Origin of the sequence: Streptomyces sp. NBC_01006 (assembly GCF_045162725.1) — a bacterium.
In the GTDB taxonomy this organism is placed as follows: Bacteria; Actinomycetota; Actinomycetes; order Streptomycetales; family Streptomycetaceae; genus Streptomyces.
The window spans coordinates 270,591-296,472 of record NZ_CP108700.1 but is presented as its reverse complement, the minus strand read 5'-3'; the positions used below and the strand labels follow the sequence as shown (position 1 = coordinate 296,472).

The following is a 25,882-nucleotide window of genomic DNA, read 5'->3' as shown; positions in this document are numbered from 1 at the left end:
GAGAACTCCTCGGGTCTCGCGGTTGCCCGCCGGACGGCAGCGCAAATGAAGGGAAAGGCGCGGGGCGGGCTCTCGACTTCAGTCAATGTCACGCGACTTGCGAATGTCAATGCGCGGACACTTCTCTCGATCATCCATGAAGGCCCGTTAGTGACTAGATTAGTGACTGAGCTTGACAAGCAATCATGAAGCGGCTTGACTCTGCCTCGCCCGGCGTCGGGGCGCCGCCTCGCGGGCCGCCCCGGGGAGCTCCCTCAGCGGATCCCCGCCGGCTCATACGCACCCGACCCACGAGCCGCCCCGTCGCGGCAGACCGGAGGACGTCGTGCTCCACCCGGACGAACTGGCCCGGCGTGCCCGGCAGCGGGTCGTCGAATTGGCCGCACGCAAGGCGGTCCACCTCGGCGCCGCACTGTCCATGACCGACCTGCTCGCCGTCCTCTACACCCGAGGCCTGCGCTACCGCCCGGACCGGCCCGACTGGCCCGACCGGGATCTGCTCGTCCTCAGCAAGGGCCACGGGGCCTACGGTCTGTACGCGGTCCTCGCCGAACTCGGCGTCATCGAGGCCGACCTGGCCACCCTGCCCGGCCACCCCTCCGACTCCGTGCCCGGTGTCGAGGCCGCGACCGGTGCCCTCGGCCACGGATTGTCCCTCGGCTGCGGCATGGCCCTCGGCGCGCGGCTGGCCGGCCGGGACCAGCGGGTCGTCGTCGTGACCGGCGACGGCGAGCTCGACGAAGGAAGCAATTGGGAGGCCGCGCAGTTCGCCGCGCACCACCGCCTCGGCAACCTCGTCGCCGTCGTGGACCGCAACCGGCTCCAGCAGGAAGGGGACACCGAGAACGTGAACGCACTCGAACCGCTCGCCGACAAGTGGCGGGCCTTCGGCTGGCGCGTCGCCGAGGCCGACGGGCACGACACGGCCGCGGTCACCGACGCCCTGGCCGGACTCCGGTCCGGCGACGGCCCCGCGGTACTGATCGCGCACACCGTCAAGGGCAAGGGCGTCCCCTTCGCCGAGGGCGATCCCGCCTGGCACATGGGCTCGTTGGACGCGGAGCAGCTCCGGACGGCCCTCGCCGCACTCGGCGCACCCGCCGTCCCCGCCCTGGCGGCCGCGCGAGGTGGCCGGCCGTGACCACCACACCGCCCACCATGCGCACCGCACTCGCCGCCGCACTCGCCGAGGCGGTCGACGCGGACCCCGCCCTGATCACCCTGGGCGCCGACGGACAGGCCTTGTTCCAGGGCGTCATGGCGCGCCACCCGCGCCGGTACCTCGACGTCGGCATCGCCGAGGCCAACCTCGTGGGAGTCGCCGCCGGACTCGCCCGCAGCGGACTGCGCCCCGTCGCCGCCGCCATGGCCCCGTTCCTCGTCCGCCGCGCCTACGAACAGCTGCGCCTCGACGTGTGCGTGCCCGCACTGCCCGTCGTCCTGCTCGGCGTCGGCGGGGGACTCGGCTACGGGCCCCTCGGCCCCACCCACCACGCCACCGACGACATCACGCTCATGTCGGCGCTGCCCCACATGAGCGTGCACTGCCCGGCCGATGCCGCCGACGCCGTGTCCGTCCTGCGCAGCGCGCTGTCGTCAGGCGGTCCCGCGTACGTACGGCTCTCCGCGCGCCAGGACCCGCCGCTGCCCGCCGCGGCGTCCGACGGCGACCCGGGCACCCCCCGGCTGCTGCGCGACGGCGACGAGGTCCTGCTGCTCGCCACCGGCCGCTGCGTGGCCGAGGCCCTCGCCGCGGCCGAGGCCCTCGCCGCCGACGGAGTGGACGCCGCCGTGGCCTCCGTGACCACCCTGCACCCCTTCCCCGGGGACGCCGTCCGCGCTCTGGCCCGCCGCCGGGCGCTCGTCGTCACCGCCGCGGAGTCCCTGGGCCCCGGCGGCCTGGGGGACCGCACCGCACTGACCCTCGGCCGCGACGGCCCCCCGTTGGTGCGCCTGGAGACCGACCACCGTTACCCGCCGGTCGCCTCCCACGAAGACCTTCTCCACTTCTACGGCGTGGACAGCCGCGGCATCCGGTCCGCCGTGCTCGGCCGGTTCACCAGGAACACGAGGAAAGCGTGACGATGAGGATCCTCTCCAGCGCCCAGGCCTGCGGATTCGGGCCCGTCTCCAAGCTGGTCGCCATCACCCCCCTGCTCGCCGGCAGCCGCGTCGACTTCGTCGGCCAAGGCGTCGCACTCGACTTCGCCCGGCGCCACAGCCACCGCTTCCACCGCATCACCGAAGGCGACACCAGCCGGCACGAGGACCTCGCACAGGGCCTCGCCGACGCCGACCTCGTGGTCAGCGTCATGGACGCCGAGCTCGTCTTCCGAGCGGTGCGCGCCGGCCGACCCGTGCTCTTCTTCGACAGCCTCCTCGGCTTCTGGCTGACCGACCGCAGCTTCGAGGAGCTGGCGGCGCGCGCGCAGCTCGTCCACTGGGCCGACCACGACACCGCCCGCTACGTCTTCGACACCCTCGCCCCGCACGAGCGCATCCTGCTGGCGCACCTCCTCGCCCGCCGGTCCTACGCGCAGAACTTCCCCGGAGTCCCCGCGCGCATCGCCGCCCTGGCCGCGACGGGCGCCGACCACATCGAGCTGTGCGGTCCCATCGTCGACCGGGGCGCCCTGGAAGGCGCCCTCACCGAACCGCCCCCGGAGCGGCCCGCCGGCCTGCTGATCAACCTCGGCGGCTTCCAGAACTTCTTCCTGGACTACGAGTCCCACAACGCCTACCTCGACCTCGTGCGCCGCTGGGTCTCCGAACTGGCCGTGGCCCGGCCCGAACTCGGCCGCATCCTGGTCTGCGGCGGAGCGTTCCGCCAGGGCGTCACCGAGACCCACGGCGACGTCGAGGTCGAGTACGCCTTCCTGCCCCAGACGGAGTTCCTGCGCCAGCTCGCCCACGCCCCGCTCTACGCCGTCCCGCCGAGCCTCACCTCGCTGCACGAGTCCGTCATCCTGCGCCGGCTCCCGCTGCTGCTCCCGGAGCAGCACTACGGACACATCGCCAACCTGAGGGCCCTGCGCGGCACCGTCGCCGGCGACATCGCGGCCAGCCTCACCGACCTCGGCAGCAGGTTCATCGTCCCCGAGGACGACCTGGAGGGCACCAAGGCCCTCGACCGGCTCACCCGCGAACTGCTCACGGACGAGTCCGGCTACCGCCGACTCGCCGACCACCTGGACACGCGCCTGACCGCCTACCAGGAGCTGACGGAAGAGGAACGCGGCGCCGCCGTCGACGAACTCGGCGCCCTGCTCGGCGGACCCGCACTGGCCGAACTCCTGGACCTCGTCGACCTCACCCCCGCCACCGCCGGGAGCACCGCATGACCCGCACCCCCGTCCCGCCCCCGCCCGCCCCCGCGGACCTCGCCGACCTGACCGAACGCAGCGTCGACACCGACGAGGTGGCCCGGCTGATGCTCGCCGCCCACCTGGAACGCACCGGCACCCCCGAGCCCGGTCCCGACCGCGTGCGCTCGGCCACCTGGACACCGGCCGGCGCCCGCAAGGTCCGCCGCCGCACCTTCGTCCGGCTCGACATCGACGGCGCGCCCGTCGCCGTCGCCAAGGTCCCGCTGTCCGTCACCGATCCGAAACTCGCCCGGGAGCTGGAGATCCTGCGCGGCTTCCCCGCCCCCGCCCCCCTCGGAAGCCCCGTGCCGCTGGACGCCCTGTGCGGCGGGTTCACCATGACCCACCTGCCCGGCGTCGACCTGCCCACCGCCGTCGCGGGCACCGACGGGCCCGGCACCCTGTGGCAGGTGCTGCGCCCCGCCGTCGAACGGGTGGCCGAACTGCACCTGTCCGGAGGAACGTCCGGCCCGGCGACCACCGCGGACCAGGCCCTCGAGACGGCCGCCGCGTACGTCCGCGAACCCGAGTTCGGCGTCCCGCACGCCGACGAGGCGCTGCGCACGGCCCTGCTCGCGCCCACCCACGGCGACCTGGGCCCGTGGAACGTGCGCTACGACGCCCGTGACGGCTCCGCCCGGGTGCTGGACTTCGAGGACTACCGTGCCACCGGCATCGCCGCCATGGACGTCGTGAACCTGCTCGTCACGACGGCCCTGCCGGTCTTCCCGGACTACCCGGAACACGGCTTCGACTGGCTCTACGACCAGGTCTTCGCCTCCGACCACTGGTTCCGGTCCGTCCTGCGGCAGGGACTGGACCACTACGCCGCGCTCACCGGGCAGCACCCCGGCCGCGTCCTCGACCTGCTGCCCTTCACCTGCCAGTGGCTCATCGAGCGCATCGAGGCCGAAGGCCGCGACACCAGCGGGCTCTTCTACCGCACCTTTATCGAGCGCTACCTGGAGCGGCGCCCCACGGACCACGGGAGCAGCCATGTCTGAGCAGACCCGCACCACGCCCGCGGACACGGTCGTCATCGGCGGCGGCCCCGCCGGACTGTTCGCCGCGCTCACCCTGGTCCGGGCGGGCCGGCGCGTCGTCCTCCTCGAAGCGGGCGGCGACATGACCGAGAGCCTGTGCCCCCGGCTCGTGGCCCGCATGAAGGGGCGCACGGTCCGCGACGCGGAGAAGTTCCGCCTGCAGTGCGCGCGCTGCACCTGCCTCACCGGACTCGGCGGCGCGGCGTTCCACTTCGACACCAACCTCGGATACATCTCCTCGCTCACCCGCTCCAAGATCGAGACGGCGCCCGACGGGACGGTCCGCTCCTACAGCGGCCTGGAGCGCGCCCTCGGCTCCTTCGACCGCGCCCAGGACCTCATCTCCGAGGCGTACCGCATCCTCTACGAGCTGGGCCTGCCGCCCGCCGGACCGGCGCACGAGGCCGACGGCGCCCTCCTCGGCGACGGCACCGTCTTCCAGCACGTCGACACGGCGTACTCGCAGAGCGTCACCGTGGACGACTCCCTCGTCGTCATCGCCCGGCTCAAGGCCGAACTGGAACACGGCGGCGGCAGCGTCCTGCTGCGCCACCGGGCCACCGATGTCGAGCCGCTGACCGGGGGCGGCTTCCACGTCCGCGCCGACACCCCCGACGGGCCCGCCGTGTTCCGCGCCGACGACGTCATCGTCGGCGTCGGCAAGCTCGGCCTGCCCTGGGTGCGCGACCTCGCCGGACGGATCGGCGTACGCCACCGGCCCAGCGGCCGCGTCGACCTGGGCGTGCGGCTGGAGGCGGCCCGCGAGGACCTCGCGCCCCTGCTGGACGGCTGCCACAACCCCAAACTGTCGTTCCTCAACGAAGAGGGCCACTCGGTCCGGACGTTCTGCGTGTGCGAAGGCGGTCGCGTCATGCAGTACGGCTTCCTCGACGCCGTCGCGCTCGACGGGCAGCACTGCCTGAACCAGCCCACGACCAAGTCCAACCTCGGCATCCTCACCACCGTCGACCTGCCCGAAGGAAGCGACGGCACCGAACACGCCGCCGCCTTCGCCCGGCGCGTCGCCGCCCACGGCTCCGGCAGGCCCGTCGTCAGCACCGTCGACGAGCTGGCCGGACGGCCCGCCCCGGACGGACCGCTCGCCACCAGCCTCATCAGCTACCACCACGGCGACCTGCGCGACTGCCTGCCCGCCTCCACCGTCCGCGACGTCCTCGCCATGGTCGACCGGCTCAACACCCTCCACCCGGGGCTCGTTCCAGGCACGGCCACGGTCGCGGCGCCCGTCGTCGAACGCCTCTTCCCCGACCTGGACCTCTCCGACGACCTGGAGTCCTCCGTCCCCGGCCTGTACTTCGTCGGCGACAGCTCCTCGAAGATCATCGGCATCACGTACGGCGCCGCCACCGGCATGGCCGCGGCCCGCTCCGTCCTGCAGCGCCGGGGCGCCACACCACCTGCGGCCGGCACGGCCTCGGCCATGACCCCGGCCGCGAGCGGGGGACCCCGATGATCGTCCTGCCGCACCGCGTACGCGCCGCCACCCCGCCCCGCCCGGCGCGCTGCACCACCCCCCTGTCCGCACCCGCGGCGGCCCTGCTCGACGGACCCGAAGGCCACCTGGCGCTCGCCGCGCTGACCCATCTGCTGCTCCACCGCTACGGAACCGGCTGGGACGTCTTCGGCGCCACCGGCTCGACATCGCGGTGCTACCTCCCCGCCGAGGACCAGGAGAGCGCCACCCTGGCACAGCTCACCGCGGCCGCCCGCGCCGTCGACGCCGCCCTGCCGTCCGACGGCGCACCGTACGCGGCGGTGCTCCCCGCCCGCCCGGACACCGAGCCGCCCGCCCTCGGACGACCCGTCTGGACCGCCGCCGCCGAGGGCCCGGACCTCCACCTCGCCTACGACGGCGCCCTCGTGGACGCCACCACCGCGGAACACGTGGCCCGGCACCTGGCCCTGCTCGCCGACCGCGCGGCGCGGGAGCCCTCGACCACCGCGGGAGCCGTCGACCTGCTCCTGCCGGACGAGCGCGAACTGCTGCTGGACACCTGGAACGCACCACCCACCCCGCACGCGGACACCACCCTGCACCGCATGATCCGTGAGCAGGCCGCCCGCACCCCCGACGCGATCGCCCTGCGCGACGGGGCCGCCGAGCTGACGTACGGCGAACTCGACGCCGCCTCCGACCGGTTCGCCCGCCGGCTGCGCCCACACCTCGCCGGGCCCGGTGACCTCGTGGTCCTCACCGGCGACCGGGACCTCGCGCTCTTCACCGCCATCCTCGCAATCTGGAAGGCCGGGGCCGGCTTCGTCCACCTCGACCCGCACCTGCCGGACCTGCGGGCCGAGGAGGTCCTGCGCGTCACCGCGCCCGCGATCACGCTGACCACCGCGACCGGTCACCGGGCCGTCGCGGACCGGGCCCTCGATGCCGCAGCGTTCCTCGACGGCGCACCGGACCCCGGCGCGGCCGACGGCCCGCCCGGTGCCCCCGACGACCGGGCCCGCCCCGACACCACCGCCTACGTCCTGTTCACCTCCGGCAGCACCGGCACCCCCAAGGGCGTCGTCCGTCCGCACCGCATGCACACCTCGCGCATCCGGCTGGAGCAGGGGATGTACGGCATGGGCCCGGACGACCGGCACCTGCTGAAGTCGCCCATCAGCTTCCGGGAATTCGCCTGGCCGCTGGCGACCGGCGGCACGGCGGTGCTGGCGGCCCCCGGCAAGGACCGGGACGACCGCCACCTCGCGGAACTCATCCACGACCAGCGCATCACCACCGTCAGCTTCGTGCCGTCCATGCTGCGGCTGCTGCTCACCCAGCCCGCGTTCCGCACCGCGCCCGCACTGCGCCACGTCTTCGTCGGCGGCGAGGCCCTCGGGCAGGACCTCGAGGACGAACTGCGCGCCCTCGGCTTCGAGGTCCACAACACGTACACCCTCAGTGAGGCGGACTACGTGTGCCACCGCACCGGACCGCTCACCGCCCCCCGACCCGAGGGCGCGGTCGGGACCGTCGTCGGCGTTCCGCTCGACATGCGGACCTACCTCTGCGACACGGCGGGCCGACTGGTGCCGCCCGGCGTCGTCGGTGAGATCCACACCGGCGGACCCGGGCTGGCCGACGGCTACCTCGGCCGCCCGGACCTGACCGCCGAGCGCTTCCGCCCCAATCGGATCGACCCCACCGGCCCCGAGGTCCTCTTCCGGACCGGAGACCTCGCCCGCCACCTGCCCGACGGCCAGATCGAGTACCTCGGACGCGCCGACGACCAGGTCAAGGTCCGCGGACAGCGGGTGGAACCCGCCGAGGTGGAGACCGTACTGCGCACGCACCCGGACATCGCCGACGCGGCCGTCGTCGGCATCCCGGACCCCGACCAGGGCGCCGTCCTCGCGGCCTACGTCGTGCCCGAGCACGACGAGGTCCCGCCCCAGCGGCTGCGCGAGCATCTCGCCGCCCGGCTCCCGGACTTCATGGTGCCCGCGCACCTGGCCTCGGTCCCCGCCCTGCCGCTGCTCGGCAGCGGCAAGGTCGACCGGGGCGCACTGCGCGTGTCACCGCGCACCCGCCCCGCCCTCGATGTGCCCTGCACCCCGCCCACCACCGCCGACCAGGAGCGCGCCGCCGTACTCGTGGCACGCGTCCTCGGCCTCGACACCGTGGGCATCGACGACGACTTCTTCGCCCTGGGCGGCGACTCCCTGCGCCTGATGATGCTGCGCGGCGCGCTGGAGTCGGCCAGCGGCCGAGCGATCGCCCTCGCCGACGTCCTCGCCGCCCGCACCCCGCGCGGCCACGCCGGACTCCTCGGCGAGGCGACCGGCTCCGTCGCCGCACGCCGCCCCGCCGAACGCAGGCGCCCGCAGCGGCGCGCCGGCACCGTCACAGCCCCCCGCACCCGACCGTCCGAAGGAGGCGAACCCAGGTGAGCGCCCCCCTGCCCGGCCACCACGCCCCGGCCGCGGCCCCGGCCCCGGCCGCGGACGACGAGTACGCCGTGGCCGTCGTCGGCATGGCCGTCCGCCTGCCCGGCTGCGACAGCCTCGACCGCTACTGGGAGATCCTCGCAGCGGGCGAGGACGCCGTCACCCGGCGCACGCAGAAGCCCGGCACGTTCGTCCCGGCCTACGGCTCCGTCCCCCGGCCCGCCCACTTCGACCCGGCACGCTTCGGCATCGCCCCCTCCGAGGCCCTGCTCCTCGATCCGCAGCACCGGCTGCTCCTGGAGGCCGCCGACGAGGCGCTGGAGGCCGCCAACGTCGACCGCGTCCGCACCCCGGCCGTCAGCATCTACGCCGGTGTCGGCCACAACGACTACGAACGCTGGGTGGGCACCGCCCTCGCCGGGCAGCCAGGCGTCGACGCCCAGGCCTTGGAGGTCACCAACCGGGGTGACTACGCCGCCACCCGCGTCGCCTACCGGCTCGGCCTGCACGGCGCCGCCGTGACCGTCCAGTCCGCCTGCTCCACCGCGCTCACCGCCGTCCACCTCGCCGTGCAGGACCTCCTCGCCCACGGCAGCGACGTCGCCGTCGCCGGCGTCGCCGCCGTGCGGGTGCCGGCCCCGGGCGGATACGACGCGCCACTCGGCGGCATCGGATCGCCGGACGGCGTGTGCCGCCCCTTCGACCGTGCGGCCGGCGGCTCCGTACCGGGCGACGGCGCCGGCGCCGTGGTCCTCAAGCGCCTCGGCGACGCGGTGCGCGACGGCGACGACATCTGGGCGGTCGTCCGCGGCACCGCAATGAACAACGACGGCTCCGGCAAATCCGGCTTCGCCGGCGTCGACGCCGCCGCGCAGGCCGAGGTCATCCGGACCGCCCTGCACGTCGCCGGGCTCCGGCCGGAGGACATCGACTACGTCGAGGCGCACGGCAGCGGCACCCGCATCGGAGACGCCACCGAGTGGAGCGCCCTCGGCGAGGTCTTCGCCGACGTGGACCACCCCGTCCGCGTGGGCGCCGCCAAGGGCGGCCTCGGCCACCTCCGGGAGGCCGCGGGGCTCGCCGGACTCGTCAAGGCCGTGCTGTCGCTGCGGCACGGACGGCTCGTCGCCACCCCGCACTTCGACCGGTTGCCCTCCGACCTCGCCCGTACGGGCGGCCCGCTGCACCCGCTCGGCGAAGCCCTCGACTGGCCGCCCGCCGAGGGCCGCCCCCGGCGCGCCGGAGTCAGCGCCTTCGGCCTCGGCGGGACGAACTGCCACGTCGTCCTCGAAGAGGCCCCGCCACGGCACCAGGAGCACGGACAGGGCACGGACGGCGCGCAATTGCTGCTGGTCTCCAGCCATCACCCCGACGCGCTGACCGCCGACCTCGACGCCCTGCGCGACCACCTCGACCGGCACCCTGCGCGTGCGGCCGACACCGCCTGGACCACTCAGACCGCACGCCACCGCCACCCGCACCGCGGCTACGCCGTCGTCACCCCCGAAGGCGGCACCCGGGCGGCCTTCGACGCCGACCGCCTGCGCGTACAGCACGGCCGGGCCCCGTCCGGACCGCCCGAGGTCGTCTTCGTCCTGCCGGGCATCGGCAGCCACTACCCGGGCATGGGAGCCGGCCTCGCCGCCACCGACCCGGTGTTCGCGAGCCACCTGCGGGCCGCCGTCGAGATCGCCGACGGACTGACGGACGGAGCCGTGGGCCGGTCCTTCGCCGCCCCCGGGCCGCGCCCCGCCGGTGACGGCGGCCGCGTCGACCTGCGGGCCCTGCTGCGCCGCGACGGCGCCGCCCGTCCGACCCGCCGCGCGCTGCGCGAGGTCCACCTGTCGCTGTTCTGCCTCGAACACGCCATGGCCCGCACCCTCATCGACCTCGGCATCCGGCCCGCCGCCCTCCTCGGCCACAGCCTGGGGGAGTGGGTGGCCGCCGTACTGGCCGGCGTCATCGGCCTCGACGACGCCATGGCGGCCGTCGCCCGCCGGGCCGACCTCGTCGTGACGGCCGGGGAGGGCGCCATGCTCGGCGTGCTCGCCCCCGCCGAGGACGTCGAGAAGTACGCCGCCGACGACACCTGGCTCGCCGCCGACAACGGACCCGGGCACTGCGTGTTCTCCGGGCGCCCGGACGCGGTCACCGCACTCGCCGGCCGGCTGCGCGAAGACGGCTTCACCGTCCTGCCCGTCGACACCGCCCACCCCTTCCACACCCCCCAGCTCACCCGGGCCGCCGACCTGCTGGGCGAGGACATGCGCGACGTGCCGCTGGGCCCGGCGCGCATCCCGATCGCCTCCAGCGTCCTCGGCCGCTGGCTCGACGGGGAGACGCCCACGCCCTCCTACTGGCGCGACCACATGGTCGGCCGCGTCCGGTTCCGGACCGCCGCCGGGCTGGTCCTGGCCCGCCACCGCGTCCTGATCGAGGTGGGCCCCGGCACCGCACGCCCGTGGATCGGCCAGAGCGACCCCGACGCCGTCTGCGTACGGACCGTCCGGCAGTCCTACGAGCACGTGCCCGACCGGCAGGTCCTGCTGGAGGCCCTCGGCGAGCTGTGGACCCACGGCGTCGAGGCCGAGTGGGAGCGCCTGCACCCGGCACCCGGTCGCAGGACGACCCTGCCGCCCCGGAACCTGATCCGGCGCCGGTACCTCCCCGACACACCGCCGCCCGCCGACCCCTTCGCGCCGTCGGCGCCCGTACCGGCGGCCGGCACACCCGCGACCGCGGCCGGGGGAGAGCAGAACGAACCGGAGCACCGCCCGGATCCGGCGGCCGGCCCGCAGCCGCCCTCGACGGTGGGCGGGTACCTCGCGGAGCGCTTCCGCCTGCTCCTCGGCCTGCGCGAGGTCCACCCCGACGACCACTTCTTCCACCTCGGCGGCGACTCGCTGATGGGGGTCCACCTGATCGCGGGCCTTAAGGAACTCACCGGTACGGCCGTGCCCCCCTCCATCGTCTTCACCTCCGCGACCCTCGGCGGCATGACGCGCGAGGTGGAGGCCTGGCTGGCCGCCGCGGAGCAACAGCAGCCAGAACCCCTCGATGACAACGAAAGCCGCAGGCCATGACCCCACCCACCATCGGCGTGCTCGGAGCCGGAGTCATCGGATCCAGCGTCGCCCACGCCGCCGCGGTGGCCGGCTACACGGTGACGCTCGTCGACTCCGACCCCGCAGCGCTCGACACCGCCCGCCGTACCGTCCGTCGCCACCAGCGCCTGGCCACCCTCCTCGGCGGCACGAGCGCCCCGGCGCTCGACATCCGCCCCGCCACCGACCTCGCCGCCCTCGCGGACGTCGGGTTGGTCGTGGAGAACACCACCGAGTCGGAGCGGGCGAAGCGGGCCCTCTACCCGGAGCTGGAGAAGGTCCTCGCCCCGGGCACGACCATCGCCGCCAACACCTCCGCGGTCCCCATCCGCCGGCTCGCCGAAGGGCTCACCGACCCGGGACGGGTCGTCGGCGTCCACTTCATGAACCCGGTCGACCGGATCGACATGGTCGAGGTCGTCCGCGGCGAGGACACCTCCGACGCCGCCCTGCGGGACGTCGACCTGATGCTGCGGCGCCTGGGCAAGAAGGCCGTCGTCGTCCGTGACGCGCCCGGCTTTGTGATCAACCGCGTCCTGATGCCGGTCGTCAACCTCGCCGCCGCCGTCGTCGCGGACGGCGTCGCCACCCCGAGCCAGGTCGACGACCTCTTCAAGGGCTGCCTCGGCCACACCTCGGGCCCGCTGCGCACCGCGGACCTCATCGGCATCGACACCGTCGTCCGCACCCTGGAGGTGCTGCACGAGCACTACGGGACCGACGAGTTCGTGACCCATCCGGCGCTGCGCCGGATGGTCGACCAGGGCCGGCTCGGCGCGAAGAGCGGCCGAGGCTTCTACTCCTACGACGGGAACTGACCATGGCTGCTCCGCAGACCGCCACCCCCCGCCCGCACACCCCCGAGGAAGTCACCGCCACCGTACGGCAGTTCATCAGCCGGCTCAGCGGACGCCCCGGCATCGAGGACGAACGGCCGCTGATCTCCGACGGGGTCCTCGATTCCGTGGCCGCCGTCCAGATGGTCGACTTCGTCGAGCGCACCTTCGACGTCGAGATCGCCGACGAGGATCTCGAACTCGCCAACTTCGACTCCATCCGGGGCCTGGCCGGGCTCGTCAACCGCCGGCTGGCCGCATCGTGACCGGCTCCGCCCCCGAAGCCCTCCTGGCGGCCCTGCGCGACGACGCGTTCACCGCCCGCGCCACCGCCTGGGAGCGCGCGGGAGCCGTCCCGCGCGCGGCCATCGACGAACTGGCCGCCCTCGGCCTGCTCGGCCTCACCGTGGACACCGCCCACCGGGGCAGCGGCACGCCCCCGGCCGCCGTCACCGACGTGCACCGCCTGGTGGCCGCCGCCTCACCCAGCCTGCACAGCCTGCTCGTCGTCCACGCCATGGTCTGCCACGCGCTGCACCGCTGGGCGTCCGCCGAACTGCGCGACGCGCTGCTGCCCGAGCTGGCGACCGGCCGGATGCTCGCCGCGTTCGCCCTCACCGAGCAGCAGGCCGGCGCCGACACCGGCGCCCTGACCACCACCATCGAACGGGACGGCGACACCCTGCGGATCACCGGCACCAAACGCTGGCTGTCGTTCGGCCAGATCGCCGACGCCTACCTCGTCTTCGGCAGCACGGACGGGCGCGGCAGCTGCGCCCTGGTGGACGCCGGAGCGGGCGTGCGCGTCGCCGTGGAACCCGTCACCGCGGGGCTGCGCGCCGCCCGGCTCGCCCGCGTCACGTTCGACGGCGCCACGGCACCGGCCGCCCGCGCGGTCGCCCGCCCCGGCATCGGCATCCCGTTCGTGGTGACCTCCTGCCTGACGCTGGGCAGGCTGTACGTCGCCGCCGGCGCCGTGGGCGTCGCCGAGGCCGCCCTGCGCCTGGCCGCCGACCACGCGGCCACCCGCGCCCACGGCGGCACCACCCTCGGTGACCGGCAACTCGTCCGGGGCCTGCTGGCCGATGCCGCCCTCGCCACCGACGCCGCCGCCCGCTACGTACGGCACACCGCCCAGGAGATCGAGGACCGGGAGCCGTCCGCAGCGGTCACCGCCGCCCGCGCCAAGCTGCTGGCCAGCCGGGCGGCGACCACCGCGACCGCGACCGCCTCCCGCCTCCTGGGCGCGGCCGGGCAGACCGAGGACCACCCGCTGGCCCGCCTGCACGCCGCCGCGCGCGTCCACGAGGTCATCGAGGGCCCCACCGAAGTACTCCAGGACATCATCGCCGCCGACCTCCTGCGGGGCCGGCACAGCACCACGGACCGCGCCCCGTCCCCGGCGGCGCCGTACCGGGAGGAGGACGACCACCGTGCAGAGCACTGAGCCGCACACCCCACCGGCCCCGCAGGTCAAATGCGTGGTCTGGGACCTCGACGACACCCTGTGGGACGGGACCCTCCTGGAGGGCGACGACCTCAGCGTCCCCGAGGCCAACCGCCAACTGGTCCGCACCCTCGACGAGCACGGCATCCTCCAGTCCGTCGCCAGCCGCAACGAACCCGACGCCGTCGCCGAGCGGCTGCGCGCCTTCGGGCTCGACGAGTACTTCCTGTACCCGCAGGTCGGCTGGTCGGCCAAGTCCGCCTCCCTGCGCGCCGTCGCCCAGGAGCTGAACATCTCGCCCGAGAGCGTGCTGTTCGTGGACGACTCCGCGTTCGAGCGCGCCGAAGTGGCCGGCGCACTGCCCAGCGTGCGCTGCATGACCAGGCAGGAGCTGCACGCCCTGGTGGCGGCCGGCGCCGTGCTGCCCGCGCAGGTGACCGACGACGCGCGGCGCCGCCGCGCGATGTACCTGGCGGAGAGCAGGCGCCGCACCCACGAGGTGGCGTTCGACGGCCCGGCGGCGGAGTTCCTGGAGTCCCTCGACATGACGCTGCGCGTGCGTGAGGCGAGCACCGCGGACCTCGCCCGCGCCGCCGAACTGACCCAGCGCACCCACCAGCTCAACACCACCGGCATCACCTTCGGCCAAGACGAACTGGCGTCACTGATCCGGGACCCGGGCCACCGCGTGCTCGTCGCCGAACTCGACGACCGCTTCGGCACGTACGGGACCATCGGGCTCGCCGTCGTCGCCACCGGTACGACCGGCCAGGCCGGGGCCGGGCCGCGCGCCGCCGCGCCCCCCTGGACGATCCGGCTGCTGCTGATGTCGTGCCGCGTCATGGGACGCAACATCGGCACCAGCCTCATCGCCGCCGTCGCCGGACTGGCCGCGGCGCACGGCGCCGGCACCGTCGCCCACTTCCGGCCCACCGACCGTAACCGGCAGATGCTCGTCACCTACCGGTTCGCGGGATTCACCGTCGAGTCCCGCACGGACGACCTGGTCGTCCTCTCCCTCCCCGAGGCGGGCGGCCCGGCCGTGCCCGGCTACGTACGCCTCGTCATCGAAGACATCCCCGCCGCCCCGCGCGGCACGAGTCAGGAGCTCATCGCATGACCGCCTTCACGCAGACCTGGACCGACACCTTCTCCTCGGTGTACGCGCAGGAGCCGCTCGCCAAGCTCTCCTGGTTCAACGCCTCTCCGGGGCTCGAACTCATCAAGCGCGTCATCGACGGCACCCTCAAGCCCGGCCAGCGCCTCGTCGACCTGGGCAGCGGCCCGGGCATCGACGCCGTGTTCCTCTCGGTGCAGGGACTCGACGTGACCGGCGTCGACCTGTCGCCCGACGCGGTGGCCCGTGCCCGCCGGTGGGCCGAACTCGCCGGAGCTCCGGCCGAGTTCATCCAGGGCGACGTGCTCGACGTACCGCTTCCCGACGACTCGGCCGACGTCGTGACCGACTCGTTCGTCTTCCACAACATGCGCGACGACGCACGGGAGCGGTACGCCGACGAGGTCCACCGCCTGCTGAAGCCGGGCGGCCTGTTCCTGCTCAACTCCTTCTCCGACCACATGGTCGAGGGCACCGGCCCGCGCCGCATCACCAGCGAGGAGATCCTCGCCACCTTCCGCTCCGACCGGTTCACCTGCGTGGGGCTGTACGTCTACCGCAACGTCCCCACCCAGGCCAAGCCCGACCAGCTGCACTGGTTCGGCGAATTCCGGGCCCGCTGATGCGCGTCGTGGTCACGGGCGGCGGACGGGGCATCGGACGCGCCGTCGCCCTCGGATTCGCCGAGCGCGGTGCCCGCGTCGCCCTGATGGCCCGTACCGCCGCCCAGGTGGAGTCGGTGGCCGCCGAAATCGAGGCCCTCGGCGCCGAGAGCCTCGCGCTGCCGGCCGACGTCGCCGACGAACAGACGGTCGAACGGTGCGCCGAGCAGGTCGACCGGGCGTTCGGCGGCGTGGACGTGCTCGTCAACGCCGCCGGGCTGTTCGACCTCGGCCCGACCACCGGGTTCTCCGTGGACGCCGCCCGCGGCCTGCTCGACACGAACGTCATCGGCACCTTCCTCACCTGCAAGGTGTTCGGCGGACGGTTTCTGGAGCAGGGCCACGGCAAGGTCGTCAACTTCTGCTCCCTGCTCTCCTACACCGCCTTCCCCGAACGGGCGCTGTACGCGGCGAGCAAGGGCGGGGTCCTGCAGCTGACCCGGAGCCTGGGCGTCGAGTGGGCGGCGCGCGGCGTCAACGTCAACGCGGTGGCCCCCGGCATGATCCGCATCGAGACCCCTCACCCGGCCGCGCTCGCCGAGGACGCCATCGTGGGGCGGATCCCCGCCCGCCGGCGCGGCAGACCGCAGGACATCGTCGGCCCGGTGCTCTTCCTGGCCTCCCCGGAGGCCGACTACATCAACGGCCAGACGCTGGTCGTCGACGGAGGCTGGCTCAGCTATGGATACCTCTGAACACCGCCCGCCCCCGGGCCTCCGCGGCCGGGCGTCCCCGGGCCTCCGCGGCCGGGCGTCCCCGGGTGATCCGCCGCGCCACGCCGTGCCCGCGTCCGCACCGGACGGTGCGGACCGGTGAAGGCGGCGGCAGGCGGGCAGCCGCTGCCCCTCTACACGAGGTTCCTCACCGGCTGGGGTGCCACCACGTTCGGCACCGGCCTCATGCTGCCGCTCACCGTGGCCTACCTCCGGGAGGTCCTGGGCCTGCCCACCTCCGGCGTCTCGCTGTATTTTGCGCTGTTCGCGGTGGCCGGACTCGCCGTCAACCCGCTCGCGGGCAGGATCGGCCGGATCCACGGCCCCGGTTTGCCCGCGATCGGAGCCACCGTCCTCCAGGCCACCGGCGCGGCATGGCTGGCCCTGGCGGACTCGATGGCCGCCACCGTGCCGGCCGCCTGCCTCTCCGGCGCGGGCACCGGCGCCTACTACGCGGTCCAGACCCCGCTGCTCACCAAGGTGTTCGGCACCTCGCACCTGAGCCGCGTCCTCTCCGGGCAGCACCGCGTCTCCGCTCTGACCGTGGCCGTGGGAGCGCTGCTGGGCGGGCAGGCGGTGGAACACCTCGGCGAGGGCGGCTACACCCTGTGCGTGGTCGCCAACGCGGCCAGCTACCTTCTGTACGGGGCGACGCTCGTGCGGCTGCGCCGGGCGGAGGGGCGGCCCGCCGGACCCGGTACGCACCGCGCAGATCGCGGCGCCCCGCGCGCCGACCCGGGGGAGCGCGGCACGGCGCTGCGCGACCCGGTGTTCCGGCGGCTCCTCCTCCTGCAGACGGCCCTGGTCGTCTTCGGGCTGGCCCAGGTGGACGCCGTGGTGCCCGCGATCCTGCGCAACGCGCACCTGTCGGTGTCCGCCGTCAGCGTCGTGGTCGCCTGCAACACCGTCGGCGTGATCGCCTTCCAGGGCCTGGCCCTGCGGGTCGTCGAGCGGATCGGGTACGTCGCCGCGCTGACGGCGGCCATCCTGGTCTGGGTGGTCGCCATGGCCGCCCTGACGGCCGCCGTGCTGGTGCCCGGAACCGGCGTACGCCTGCTGCTCGGTGCCCTGTTCGGGCTGGTCTTCGCAGTCGGGGAGTGCCTGATCGCGCCGAGCGTCCAGCCGCTCGTCACGCTGGCCGCCCCGGCGGCCCGGCTGGAGAGCTACGCCGCGGCCACCTCGCTCGCGCACGGCCTCGGTGCGTTCGTCGCTCCGCTGGTGCTGCTGCCGGTGGTGGACGGCGGCGGGGTCTGGAGCTACCTGGCCCTGCAACTGGGCGGTTACGCGCTCGCGTTGTACGCCCTGCTCTCGTTCCGCGGCCGCAGCGTGCGCCGCCTCGCCGCCCCCGTCCTGAGCAAGGAGGCACCCCCGTAGGGCGTGTCTTTCGGATCAGGTTCCCCCAGCTACCGCCGGAGGTATCCCCAGGCCCGCGGCGCCCGGGACCGGAGACCGCGGGCCGACCCGGCCTGATCCGAAAGACACGCCCTGGGAGACACGTCCGTGAAGGAGCCCCGAATGCGCCCCGAGCCACCGCGGTACGCACCGCCGGCCGCGACGACGCGGGACGGCCGGCCCGCGCGCGGCGACCTGCCGGGACCGGGCGAGGCCGCCGTCTGGGTCGTCCCCCTGGACTCCGTGCCCGACGCCCGTCACGAGCGGGTGCTCGACCGGCGGGAGCGGGCCCGGGCGGCCGCGTTCCTGGACGCCTCCGCGCGGCGCCGCTACGTCGCCTCGCACCTCGCGCTGCGGACCGTCCTCGGCGGATGCCTCGGCATCCGGCCCCGGGAGGTGCGCCTGACCCGCGAGCCCTGCGGCCTGCCGCACTGCGCCGGGCCGCACGGGCGGCCCAGGACGGCGGGCGACGGGCAGGCCGTCGAGTTCTCGCTGTCCCGAGCGGGCGACCTGGCCGTCGTCGCGCTCGCCGCGGTCACCGTCGGCGTGGACGTCGAGTCACGAGCCTTCCGCCACCCCGACAGCCCCCTCGACGGCATGATCCGGCGGCTGCACCCGGCCGAACGCGCGGCGCTCGCCGAACTCCCGCCCGAGCGGCGGGAGGAGGGCTTCCTCAGCTGCTGGGTGCGGAAGGAGGCCTACCTGAAGGCCATCGGCACGGGGCTGCCCGGCGGACTGGCCGGCCCGTGCGTGGGCCTGGCCGCCGACGCGGCCGCCGACGGGAAGGGGCCGGAGCCGACCACCCGGGGCTGGGCGTTCGCCGACCTCGACCTGCCGCCCGGCCGCCGTGCGGCCCTCGCCATCGCGGCGCCGGACGAGCCGCCGCGTACGCCGGTCGTGACCGTCCGGACCCTCCGGCTGCCTGCGCAAGAATATTAGTGACTGCATTACTGACTAATCTTGACAGCGAGTCACAGAGATATTTGACTCTCTCTTACCCACACCGATCGGCGACTGCGGAACCCGACCGGACCGAGAGGAAGACACGTGACACACGACCGTGCGGGCAGCCGTGAGACGCTGCTCGTCGTGGGGTCGGGCTACCGCGCCGGCCACGAGCGCCTGCTGGCCCAGATGGCCGCGGACGCCGACCTCGTCCTGCTCAACCCCGAACCGCCGACCTGGCAGCTGCACCGGGTCCAGGACTGCGCGGTCTTCGACGCCTCCACGGGCGGTGACACCGACGACGACGCCCTGCGGGCCGCGAAGGCCCTGCTGGCACGCCGCCGGGTCGCGGCCGTGGTCACCTACGAGGAGACCATGGTCGTCACCGCGGCACGCCTGGCCCGCGGCCTGGGACTGCCGGGCGTGCCGGTCGCCGCGGCCGAGCTGGCACGCGACAAGCACCGCCAGCGCACCCTGCTCGCCGACACCGGCATCTCCCCGACCCGATCCCACCTCGTCCACGACCTGGACGCGGCCCGCCGGGCCGCCCGCGACATCGGCTACCCGCTGATCGTCAAACCGCGCGGCCTGTCCGGCAGCGCCGGCGTGCGCCGGGTGGACGAGGAATCCGAGTTCGACGCCGCTTTCGACGCCGCGCTGCACGCGGACAAGATGGGTCTCGAAAGCGAGGGGATCCTCGTCGAGGAATTCCTGGAGGGTTTCGAATTCGACGTGGACTGCCTCGTACACGACGGCACGGCCACCCCCGTCTCCTGGGCCCGCAAGATCTGGGCCTACGACCCCTACCCGGTCGAGGCCGGCTTCATCACCGGACACGGCACCCTGGGCCGGGCCGAGATGACCGAGGGGTTCGACCTCGCCTGCCGCAGCGTCCTCGCCGCCGGGATCGACCGCACCGTGGCCCACGTCGAGGTCAAGATGACCCCGGCGGGACCGCGCATCATCGAGCTCAACGCGCGACCGGGCGGCGACATCGCCTCCCGCATCGTGGAGCTGGCCCGAGGGGTGCGCCTGGGCTCCCTGCTCACCGCCGCCGCCCTGGGCCGCGCGCCGGAGATCGCTTCCAGCGGCGACCGCTCGGCCGGCATCCGCTTCCTCTACCCCCGCACCCGCCAGCGCTTCGACGGCCTCGCCGAAGCCCCCGCGCTGCGCGCCCGCCCCTGGATCCACGAGATCGGGGAGCTGCGCCCGCGCGGCGAGACGGTGACGCCCCCTCCGCAGGACCTCTACGGGCGCGTCGGTTACGTCATGGCCACCGGCCCGCACGCCGACGAGGTCGAGGACCGCCTGCTCCTGGCCCACCACGAGCTGCGCGTCCTCGGTTCCTGACCCCACCGCCCGACCCCACCGCACCACCCCGGACCACGAGAAAGGCCAACACCATGACCGACTGGAAGCCCGAGACGTACGGCCCCCGCTGGAAGAGCGTGTACGACGAGATCGACTGGCCGCAGCCCGAGGGAGCCGTCGACTTCCTCGCCAAGCGCGTCGGCGGCGGCCGGGCCCTCGAACTCGCCATCGGGACCGGCCGCGTCGCCCTCCCGCTCGCGCAGCGCGGCGTCCCCCTCGACGGGCTCGACGCGTCCCCCGAGATCGTCGACGTGATGCGCACCAAGCCCGGCGGCGACTCCATCGAGGTGTCCATCGGCAACATCGCCGACTTCACCTCCGAGCGCCGCTACTCCCTCATCTTCCTGCTGCTCAACTCGCTGTACGCGTTGCAGACCCAGGAGGAGCAGATCCAGTGCTTCGAATCGGTGGCCGCCCACCTGGAGCCCGGCGGGCTCTTCGTCGTCGAGACCTTCGTGCCCGACCCGACCCGCTTCCGCTTCAACGGCCGCGCCCACGTGTACGACGTCGGACTCGACCACGTCCGCATCGAGGCCGACACCTTCGACCGGGCCACCCAGCACATCAAGGAGAACCACGTCGAGATCCGGGAGGACGGCATCAAGCTCTATCCGGCCTTCCTGCGGTACACGTGGCCTTCCGAGCTCGACCTCATGGCCAGGATCGCCGGACTTGAGCTCAGCGAGCGCTGGGGCGACTGGGGCAACGTCCCCTACGACACGTACTCCGAGAACCACATCGGCGTTTACCGCAAGGCGGGCTGACACCGTGCCGGACGAACGGGCCCCCGCCGCCCTGACCCCGGAGGTGGCCGACGCCCGCTGCGACCCCGGGCTGCCGCCGGCCGGGCCGCACACCGGGCGGCCCCATCCGGTGGCGGCCCTCGTGGACCGGATCGGGGACCTGTTCGTGCCGCTCGGCTTCGACGTCGTGGACCTGCCCCTGCTGGAGTCGGCCCGCGACAACTTCGACGTGCTCGGCTACCCGCAGGACCACCCGACCAGGACCCGCCTGAGCTTCTTCCCGGCCCCCGGCCTGGTCCTGCGCACCCACGCCACGTCCGGCGGCCCGCAGGCCATGCGGGCCGCCGCCCCCGGGCCGCTGCGCACCCTGCTCGTGGGCACCTGCTTCCGCAACGAACTCTCCTCCCCCTACTCGGGCTCCCAGTTCACCCAGATCGACGGACTGGTGGTCCAGCCGGGCGCGGGCCTGCCGGACCTCATGGGGCTCTTCGACCGCCTGGTGTCCGGCCTGTTCGGACAAGGACATCCGTGGCGCGTGCGCCGCGGCGATTACCCCTTCGCCTCACCTGGATTCGCCGTGGACGTGGCCTGCCCCCGCTGCGCCCCGGGCTGCGACGAGTGCGAGGGCCGCGGACGCATCGAGATCGGCGCCGGCGGCCTGCTGCGCGACGAGGTGCTCACCGCCGGGGGCTACGACCCGCACGAGGTCGTGGGGCTGAGCTTCGGCTGTTCCGTCGAGCGCCTGCTCAGACTCACCCACGGACTGACCGACATCCGGGAACTGCTGGTCAACGACGTGCGCCTGCTGGAGCAGTTCGACCACGCCGGGCTGCCGGCGGGGCCGCCGCAGAAAGGAACCGACCGACCGTGAAGATCCCCCTCGCCTGGCTGGAGCAGGAGTGCGGCGGCCCCGTCGACCGCGCCGCCCTCCTGGACCACCTCCACGAGAGCGGAGCTCGCGCAGGGTTGCACGCCGATCGCGTGGTGGAGGTCCTGCCCCCGCCCGAGCTCGCCCATCTCGGCTCCGTCCGCGGACTGGCAGCCGAGGTCCGCGCCCGCAACGCGGCCGGGCCGGCCGCGCCCCAGCGGTCGGCATCCCAGCGGTCGGCGCCCCTCCCGGACGGCCTCGTCCTGGCGGCGGAGGACGGCCTCCCCGGCCGCGTGGTGGCTGCCGTCGTCCGGCTCCCGGGCGAGGTCCGCCTGCCGGGCGCGGCAGCGGACCGGCTGCGCGCGGCGGGCGTGCCGCTCACCGGAACCGTGGCCGACCTGGCGGCTTACGTCGGGCTCGAGACGGGGCAGCCCCTCGGCGCGGCCGACGCCGGGGAACTCGACCTCAGCGGCCTGCGACTGCGCTCCGCGAGCCCCGCCGATCCCGCGGATCCCGCCGGGCCGCCCCCTGGAGGACTGCTGCTCCGCGCCGGGGAACACACCGTGGCCGTCCTCGGACGGGACACCCCGGCGGCAGCCGTCCCCGCCGACGGCCGCGACACCCTGGTGTGGGCCTGGTGGCTCGACCCGGCGACAGCGCACCCCGCCCCCGGGACCGGCCCGTGCCCGGACCCTGACGGGCCCCCCGCCGTACGGGGACACGACCCGCGGTCCTGCGACCGGGCGGTGGCCCGCCTCGTCGCGCTCGTCACCGACTGGGCGGGCGGCACCGTCACGGCGGCCGGCGGTGCCGGCGCGTCCGCGCCCGCACCGCGCGTGCTGCGCCCGGACCCCGGAGAACTGCGCCGCCTGGTCGACCCGGACCTCGACCTCGCGACGCTGGCCGCCCTGCTGACCGCCGGCGGAGCGGTCGTCGCGCCTCCCGAGGAAGGCCACCCGCTGCATGTCACGGTGCCCGCCGCCCGGCCGGACCTGGACGGTGTCCCCGCGCTGGCGGGGGAGGCCGCCCGGGTCCGCGGCTACCCGACGCTGCTGCGCCGACTGCCGCCCTCCGCCGCCGGCCCGTGGCCGGACCGGGCGCGCCTGCTGCGCCGCGGCCTCACCACGGCCGCCCTGAGACGGGGGCTGCAGCAGGTCACCACCCCCGTGCTGCTGCGCTCCGGCGAGCCCCTCGGCGCGGTCGGCACCCCACCGGCGGCCGAGACCGTCACCGTGCACGGGCGGGCCGGACTGCGCGCCATGCGGGTGCGCGGTTCGCTGCTGCCCGGCCTGCTCGTCGTCGCGGGCCGAGCGCTGCGCCGGACCGGAGCGGCCCACGTCTTCGAAGTCGGCCAGGTCCCGCGCTCCGCCGCGCTCGGGGACGAGTCCTGGCGGATCGCCGCCGTCCTCGCCGGAGCCGTCGCGCCCCCGTCCCTGGTCGAACCCCGGCCACGGACCGCGGGCTTCGCCGACCTGAACGGCCTTCTACGGACGGCGGCCGCCGCGGCCGGCCACGAGGCACTCGAGCTGACGCCCGAACCCCACGCGGAGTTCGCGGCGGGCGCCTCCTTCACCGTCCGCGTCCGCGGCACCGCGGTGGGCCGGGCCGGGGTCCTCTCCGAGGAGACCGCGGCCCTCGCCGACGCCGCGGGGGAGCGGGTGTGCTGCGCCGAACTCGACCTGGACCTGCTGGGCGGCCCCGCGCCGGTCCCGCCCACCGTGCGGATCCCGGAGCCGCTTCCGCCGCCGGCGTTCAACGTCTGCGTCGTCGTGCCCGAGGCCGTCTCGGCCGGCGAGGTCCTGCGGGTCGTCGCCCGGGCCGGCGGCACCGAGGACCGGCGGGTCGCGGTGAAGGACCTGCTCCAGGGCGGGCAGGTGCCCGCCGGGCACCTCTCGCTCACCGTACGCGCGGAGTTCCTCCGTACGGACGACGGCCCCCTGCGCGACGAACGCCGCCGCCGCCGAGAAGCGGTCCTGCGGGCGCTCGCCGACCGCGGCTGGAGCGGGCGATGACGGAACGGAACACGCCCGGCCGCGAGCACCCTGGGCACGCCGAGGAGGTCGTGGAGCGCTTCACCGCCTGGCTGCGCGCCGACACGTTCACCTGCCTGGGCGCCCGCGCCGCACTCCAGCGCGGTGAACTGGCCACCGGCGTCTACGGGACCCTGGGCGACCGCGAGGACCTGCACCGGCTCCGCACGGACCTCGTACGGTTCGTCACCGGCCCACTGGCGGGCCCCGGACGCTTCCACTCCTTCGCGGCCATCTTCACGCGGTCCGATCCGGCGGACGAGGAGGTGTTCGAGGAGCTGCTCTGGCAGCAGCTGAACGCACTCCACCGGGCCGACCGCGCGGACCACCCGTGGGCCCGCGAGGTCTCGCCCGACCCGCGCGACCCCCGGTTCGGGATCAGCGTCGGCGGCCACCCCTTCTTCGTCATCGGCCTGCACCGCCGCGCCTCGCGCATCTCGCGGCGCTTCGCCCATCCCGTTCTGGTCTTCAATTCCCACCGCCAGTTCGCCGAACTCAAGCACACCGGCGTCTACCAGGGAATGCAGACGAAAATACGCGGCAAGGAAGTGGCGCTCCAGGGCGATGTGAACCCGATGCTCGCCGAGCACGGCGAGATCTCCGAAGCACGGCAGTACTCCGGCCGCGCAGTCTCCCCGCACTGGACGTGCCCGTTTGATTGGCACGACTGAAGCCTGCGCCACCGGCCGGACCCGTACCGGGCCGACCACCGCGCCGGCACCCGCCCCCGAGGGCCGGCCCCAGCACGCCGGCGACTGACGCACCACCGGGTCCCACCCGGTCCGACCTGGTACCGCCCAGTCTTGACCGAGTATATTCACTCGTTCTGTCCCGCAGTCAGTCACAATGAAGGGGAAGCCGCCATGGCGGAATCGCAGGCTCTGGGGTCACGGATCCGCCGGCTGCGCCGGGAGGCGGGCCTGTCGCAGATGGACCTGGCCGGCACGGAGCTCTCCCCGAGCTACATCTCGCTGCTGGAGGCCGGCAAGCGGACTCCCTCCCCGGAGGTGCTGGAGCAGATCGCAGCCCGGCTCGGCTGCCCGCCCGAGCACCTGCTGGAGATGGTGGCGACCGATCGGCCCGACACCCTCCAGACCGATCTGCGCTACGCGGAGATCAGCCTGCGCAACGGCGACCCGAAGACGGCGCTGGACACCTTCACCGCGGTCCGCGACGCGGCCGCCGCCCAGGGCAAGGACGCCGTCCGGCTCTCCGCCGAGTACGGCGTGGCCCAGGCGCTGGAGCACGACGGCCGGCTGGAGGAGGCCGCCGAGCGCTACCAGGCGCTGCTCGACCATGCCGGGTACGGGCAGTCTCTGGTACCGCGGCTCGCGGTCGCGGTGGCGCTGTGCCGCTGCCACCGCGAGATGGGCGACCTCGCCCACGCCGTCGACCTGGCCACCACCACCCTGGAGGAGGCCCGCAGGCTCCGGATCACCCCGACCGTGCTGGGTGTCGAACTGCTGGCCACACTCGTCGGACTGCACTGCGAACGCGGCGACCTGCACCGTGCCGCCGCACTGGCCCGGACCGCCATCGAGGAGGCCGAGGGGGTCAGCGACCGCAAGGCCCTGGGCGCCGCGTACTGGAACGCCGGAGTGGTGGCGCACCGCAGCGGTGAGTCCGCCGACGCCCTGCTCCTGCTGGAACGCGCCCTGGCCATCTACTCCGAGGGTGACGACGCCCGTGCCCTGTCCCGGCTGCGCAACGCCTACGCGTCGGTGCTCATGCAGTCGGAGACCGGCGACATCGCGGAGGCCAAGGCGCAGCTGACACGCAGCGCGGAGGTCCTCGCCGACCACGGCAGCACCGTCGACATGGCCTACTGCGAGACCTCGCTGGCCCGCGCCTGCCTGCTGGAGTCCGACGCCCCCCAGGCGGAGCGGCACGCCCGCCGAGCCCTGGAGCTGCTGGGGTCCGGGCACCGGCTGGAGACGGCCCGGACCCTTCTGGTGCTGGCGGGCGCCCAACTGCAGCTCGGCGAAGTCGCGGCGGCCGAAGCCGGCTGCGAGCGGGCCGCGCTCCTGCTGGAGGCCTCCGAAGCCGACCGGCAGGCCGCGTCCGCGTGGAACGACCTCGGCGAGCTGCTGGAGCGCTCCGGGCGCACCGAGCGGGCCGTGTGGGCGTACCGGCAGAGCCTGCGCTGCCTCGGCCAGCGCAGCAGCCTGCTCCCTGCCGCCGGCGCATCCGCCGGGGCGTCCGGCAGCGGCGACCTCGGTCAACAGGGTTCGGCCCGGGCATAGATCGGCTGCTGATCCTGTGTTGATCGTCGGCGACTAGCGTCGGACACGACAGGCCGGGGCGGGCCGCAACCCTCTCCGCGTTCCCTCTCCCCGGTCCATG

At 74.5% G+C, this 25,882-nt stretch carries 21 protein-coding genes; all 21 read left to right on the top strand.

Annotation, left to right across the window (positions count from 1 at the left end; genetic code table 11):
* The first annotated feature begins 325 nt into the window (after positions 1-325).
* The 21 genes from OG509_RS01270 to OG509_RS01170 all read left to right on the top strand — a co-directional run bounded on the left by OG509_RS01270 (position 326) and on the right by OG509_RS01170 (position 25,782).
* A complete protein-coding gene (locus tag OG509_RS01270; protein ID WP_385575845.1) occupies positions 326-1,141 on the top strand; it encodes a transketolase in 816 nt (271 codons plus the stop codon).
* A complete protein-coding gene (locus tag OG509_RS01265; protein WP_406179313.1) occupies positions 1,138-2,082 on the top strand; it encodes a transketolase C-terminal domain-containing protein in 945 nt (314 codons plus the stop codon). Before OG509_RS01270 ends, OG509_RS01265 begins: the two co-directional genes overlap by 4 nt.
* Positions 2,079-3,341 carry a hypothetical protein gene (locus OG509_RS01260; RefSeq protein WP_406179311.1) on the top strand — a complete coding sequence of 421 codons (1,263 nt, stop codon included), beginning with the start codon at positions 2,079-2,081 and terminating at the stop codon, positions 3,339-3,341. The genes OG509_RS01265 and OG509_RS01260 overlap by 4 nt, the downstream gene beginning before the upstream one ends.
* Positions 3,338-4,369: a phosphotransferase gene (locus tag OG509_RS01255; protein ID WP_406179309.1), complete on the top strand. Its 1,032-nt coding sequence runs from the start codon at positions 3,338-3,340 to the stop codon at positions 4,367-4,369. The genes OG509_RS01260 and OG509_RS01255 overlap by 4 nt, the downstream gene beginning before the upstream one ends.
* On the top strand, positions 4,362-5,882 hold the full coding sequence (locus tag OG509_RS01250; protein ID WP_406179307.1) for an FAD-dependent oxidoreductase: 1,521 nt from the start codon (positions 4,362-4,364) through the stop codon (positions 5,880-5,882). The genes OG509_RS01255 and OG509_RS01250 overlap by 8 nt, the downstream gene beginning before the upstream one ends.
* Positions 5,879-8,314 (top strand): amino acid adenylation domain-containing protein, encoded by a 2,436-nt coding sequence (locus OG509_RS01245; RefSeq protein ID WP_406179305.1) that lies wholly within the window; start codon positions 5,879-5,881, stop codon positions 8,312-8,314. The genes OG509_RS01250 and OG509_RS01245 overlap by 4 nt, the downstream gene beginning before the upstream one ends.
* Positions 8,311-11,394, top strand: a complete 3,084-nt coding sequence (locus OG509_RS01240; protein ID WP_406179304.1) for a type I polyketide synthase — start codon at positions 8,311-8,313, stop codon at positions 11,392-11,394. Before OG509_RS01245 ends, OG509_RS01240 begins: the two co-directional genes overlap by 4 nt.
* A complete protein-coding gene (locus OG509_RS01235) occupies positions 11,391-12,233 on the top strand; it encodes a 3-hydroxyacyl-CoA dehydrogenase family protein (RefSeq protein WP_406179302.1) in 843 nt (280 codons plus the stop codon). Before OG509_RS01240 ends, OG509_RS01235 begins: the two co-directional genes overlap by 4 nt.
* Positions 12,234-12,235: 2 nt before the next feature.
* Positions 12,236-12,517, top strand: coding sequence for an acyl carrier protein (locus OG509_RS01230; protein WP_406179301.1), 282 nt, complete (start codon positions 12,236-12,238; stop codon positions 12,515-12,517).
* Positions 12,514-13,698, top strand: coding sequence for an acyl-CoA dehydrogenase family protein (locus OG509_RS01225; RefSeq protein WP_406179299.1), 1,185 nt, complete (start codon positions 12,514-12,516; stop codon positions 13,696-13,698). The genes OG509_RS01230 and OG509_RS01225 overlap by 4 nt, the downstream gene beginning before the upstream one ends.
* Positions 13,685-14,818, top strand: coding sequence for an HAD-IIIC family phosphatase (locus tag OG509_RS01220; protein WP_406179297.1), 1,134 nt, complete (start codon positions 13,685-13,687; stop codon positions 14,816-14,818). Before OG509_RS01225 ends, OG509_RS01220 begins: the two co-directional genes overlap by 14 nt.
* Positions 14,815-15,438, top strand: a complete 624-nt coding sequence (locus tag OG509_RS01215) for a class I SAM-dependent methyltransferase (protein ID WP_406179296.1) — start codon at positions 14,815-14,817, stop codon at positions 15,436-15,438. The genes OG509_RS01220 and OG509_RS01215 overlap by 4 nt, the downstream gene beginning before the upstream one ends.
* Positions 15,438-16,172: an SDR family NAD(P)-dependent oxidoreductase gene (locus tag OG509_RS01210; RefSeq protein ID WP_403735341.1), complete on the top strand. Its 735-nt coding sequence runs from the start codon at positions 15,438-15,440 to the stop codon at positions 16,170-16,172. Before OG509_RS01215 ends, OG509_RS01210 begins: the two co-directional genes overlap by 1 nt.
* Positions 16,173-16,289: 117 nt before the next feature.
* Positions 16,290-17,564, top strand: a complete 1,275-nt coding sequence (locus OG509_RS01205; RefSeq protein ID WP_406179294.1) for an MFS transporter — start codon at positions 16,290-16,292, stop codon at positions 17,562-17,564.
* A 141-nt stretch (positions 17,565-17,705) separates the two neighbouring features.
* On the top strand, positions 17,706-18,521 hold the full coding sequence (locus OG509_RS01200; protein WP_406179292.1) for a 4'-phosphopantetheinyl transferase family protein: 816 nt from the start codon (positions 17,706-17,708) through the stop codon (positions 18,519-18,521).
* 108 nt (positions 18,522-18,629) lie between these two features.
* Positions 18,630-19,877: an ATP-grasp domain-containing protein gene (locus OG509_RS01195; RefSeq protein WP_406179291.1), complete on the top strand. Its 1,248-nt coding sequence runs from the start codon at positions 18,630-18,632 to the stop codon at positions 19,875-19,877.
* A gap of 53 nt (positions 19,878-19,930) precedes the next feature.
* Complete coding sequence (locus OG509_RS01190; RefSeq protein ID WP_327135296.1) at positions 19,931-20,662, top strand: class I SAM-dependent methyltransferase; 732 nt, start codon at positions 19,931-19,933, stop codon at positions 20,660-20,662.
* A 4-nt stretch (positions 20,663-20,666) separates the two neighbouring features.
* Positions 20,667-21,512, top strand: a complete 846-nt coding sequence (locus OG509_RS01185; protein ID WP_406179289.1) for a hypothetical protein — start codon at positions 20,667-20,669, stop codon at positions 21,510-21,512.
* On the top strand, positions 21,509-23,521 hold the full coding sequence (locus OG509_RS01180) for a hypothetical protein (protein ID WP_406179288.1): 2,013 nt from the start codon (positions 21,509-21,511) through the stop codon (positions 23,519-23,521). Before OG509_RS01185 ends, OG509_RS01180 begins: the two co-directional genes overlap by 4 nt.
* Positions 23,518-24,210, top strand: coding sequence for a guanitoxin biosynthesis heme-dependent pre-guanitoxin N-hydroxylase GntA (gntA, locus tag OG509_RS01175; protein ID WP_406179286.1), 693 nt, complete (start codon positions 23,518-23,520; stop codon positions 24,208-24,210). The genes OG509_RS01180 and gntA overlap by 4 nt, the downstream gene beginning before the upstream one ends.
* A gap of 192 nt (positions 24,211-24,402) precedes the next feature.
* On the top strand, positions 24,403-25,782 hold the full coding sequence (locus tag OG509_RS01170; protein ID WP_406179285.1) for a helix-turn-helix domain-containing protein: 1,380 nt from the start codon (positions 24,403-24,405) through the stop codon (positions 25,780-25,782).
* The last annotated feature ends 100 nt before the right edge of the window (positions 25,783-25,882 follow it).

What these genes read in the sequence shown, in the direction of transcription:
- OG509_RS01235 (WP_406179302.1), top strand. Translation starts at nt 11,391, where the DNA reads ATGACCCCACCCACCATCGGCGTGCTCGGAGCCGGAGTCATCGGATCC.
- OG509_RS01200 (WP_406179292.1), top strand. Translation starts at nt 17,706, where the DNA reads ATGCGCCCCGAGCCACCGCGGTACGCACCGCCGGCCGCGACGACGCGG.
- OG509_RS01170 (WP_406179285.1), top strand. Translation starts at nt 24,403, where the DNA reads ATGGCGGAATCGCAGGCTCTGGGGTCACGGATCCGCCGGCTGCGCCGG.
- OG509_RS01215 (WP_406179296.1), top strand. Translation starts at nt 14,815, where the DNA reads ATGACCGCCTTCACGCAGACCTGGACCGACACCTTCTCCTCGGTGTAC.
- OG509_RS01230 (WP_406179301.1), top strand. Translation starts at nt 12,236, where the DNA reads ATGGCTGCTCCGCAGACCGCCACCCCCCGCCCGCACACCCCCGAGGAA.
- OG509_RS01190 (WP_327135296.1), top strand. Translation starts at nt 19,931, where the DNA reads ATGACCGACTGGAAGCCCGAGACGTACGGCCCCCGCTGGAAGAGCGTG.
- OG509_RS01245 (WP_406179305.1), top strand. Translation starts at nt 5,879, where the DNA reads ATGATCGTCCTGCCGCACCGCGTACGCGCCGCCACCCCGCCCCGCCCG.
- gntA (WP_406179286.1), top strand. Translation starts at nt 23,518, where the DNA reads ATGACGGAACGGAACACGCCCGGCCGCGAGCACCCTGGGCACGCCGAG.
- OG509_RS01250 (WP_406179307.1), top strand. Translation starts at nt 4,362, where the DNA reads ATGTCTGAGCAGACCCGCACCACGCCCGCGGACACGGTCGTCATCGGC.
- OG509_RS01255 (WP_406179309.1), top strand. Translation starts at nt 3,338, where the DNA reads ATGACCCGCACCCCCGTCCCGCCCCCGCCCGCCCCCGCGGACCTCGCC.
- OG509_RS01210 (WP_403735341.1), top strand. Translation starts at nt 15,438, where the DNA reads ATGCGCGTCGTGGTCACGGGCGGCGGACGGGGCATCGGACGCGCCGTC.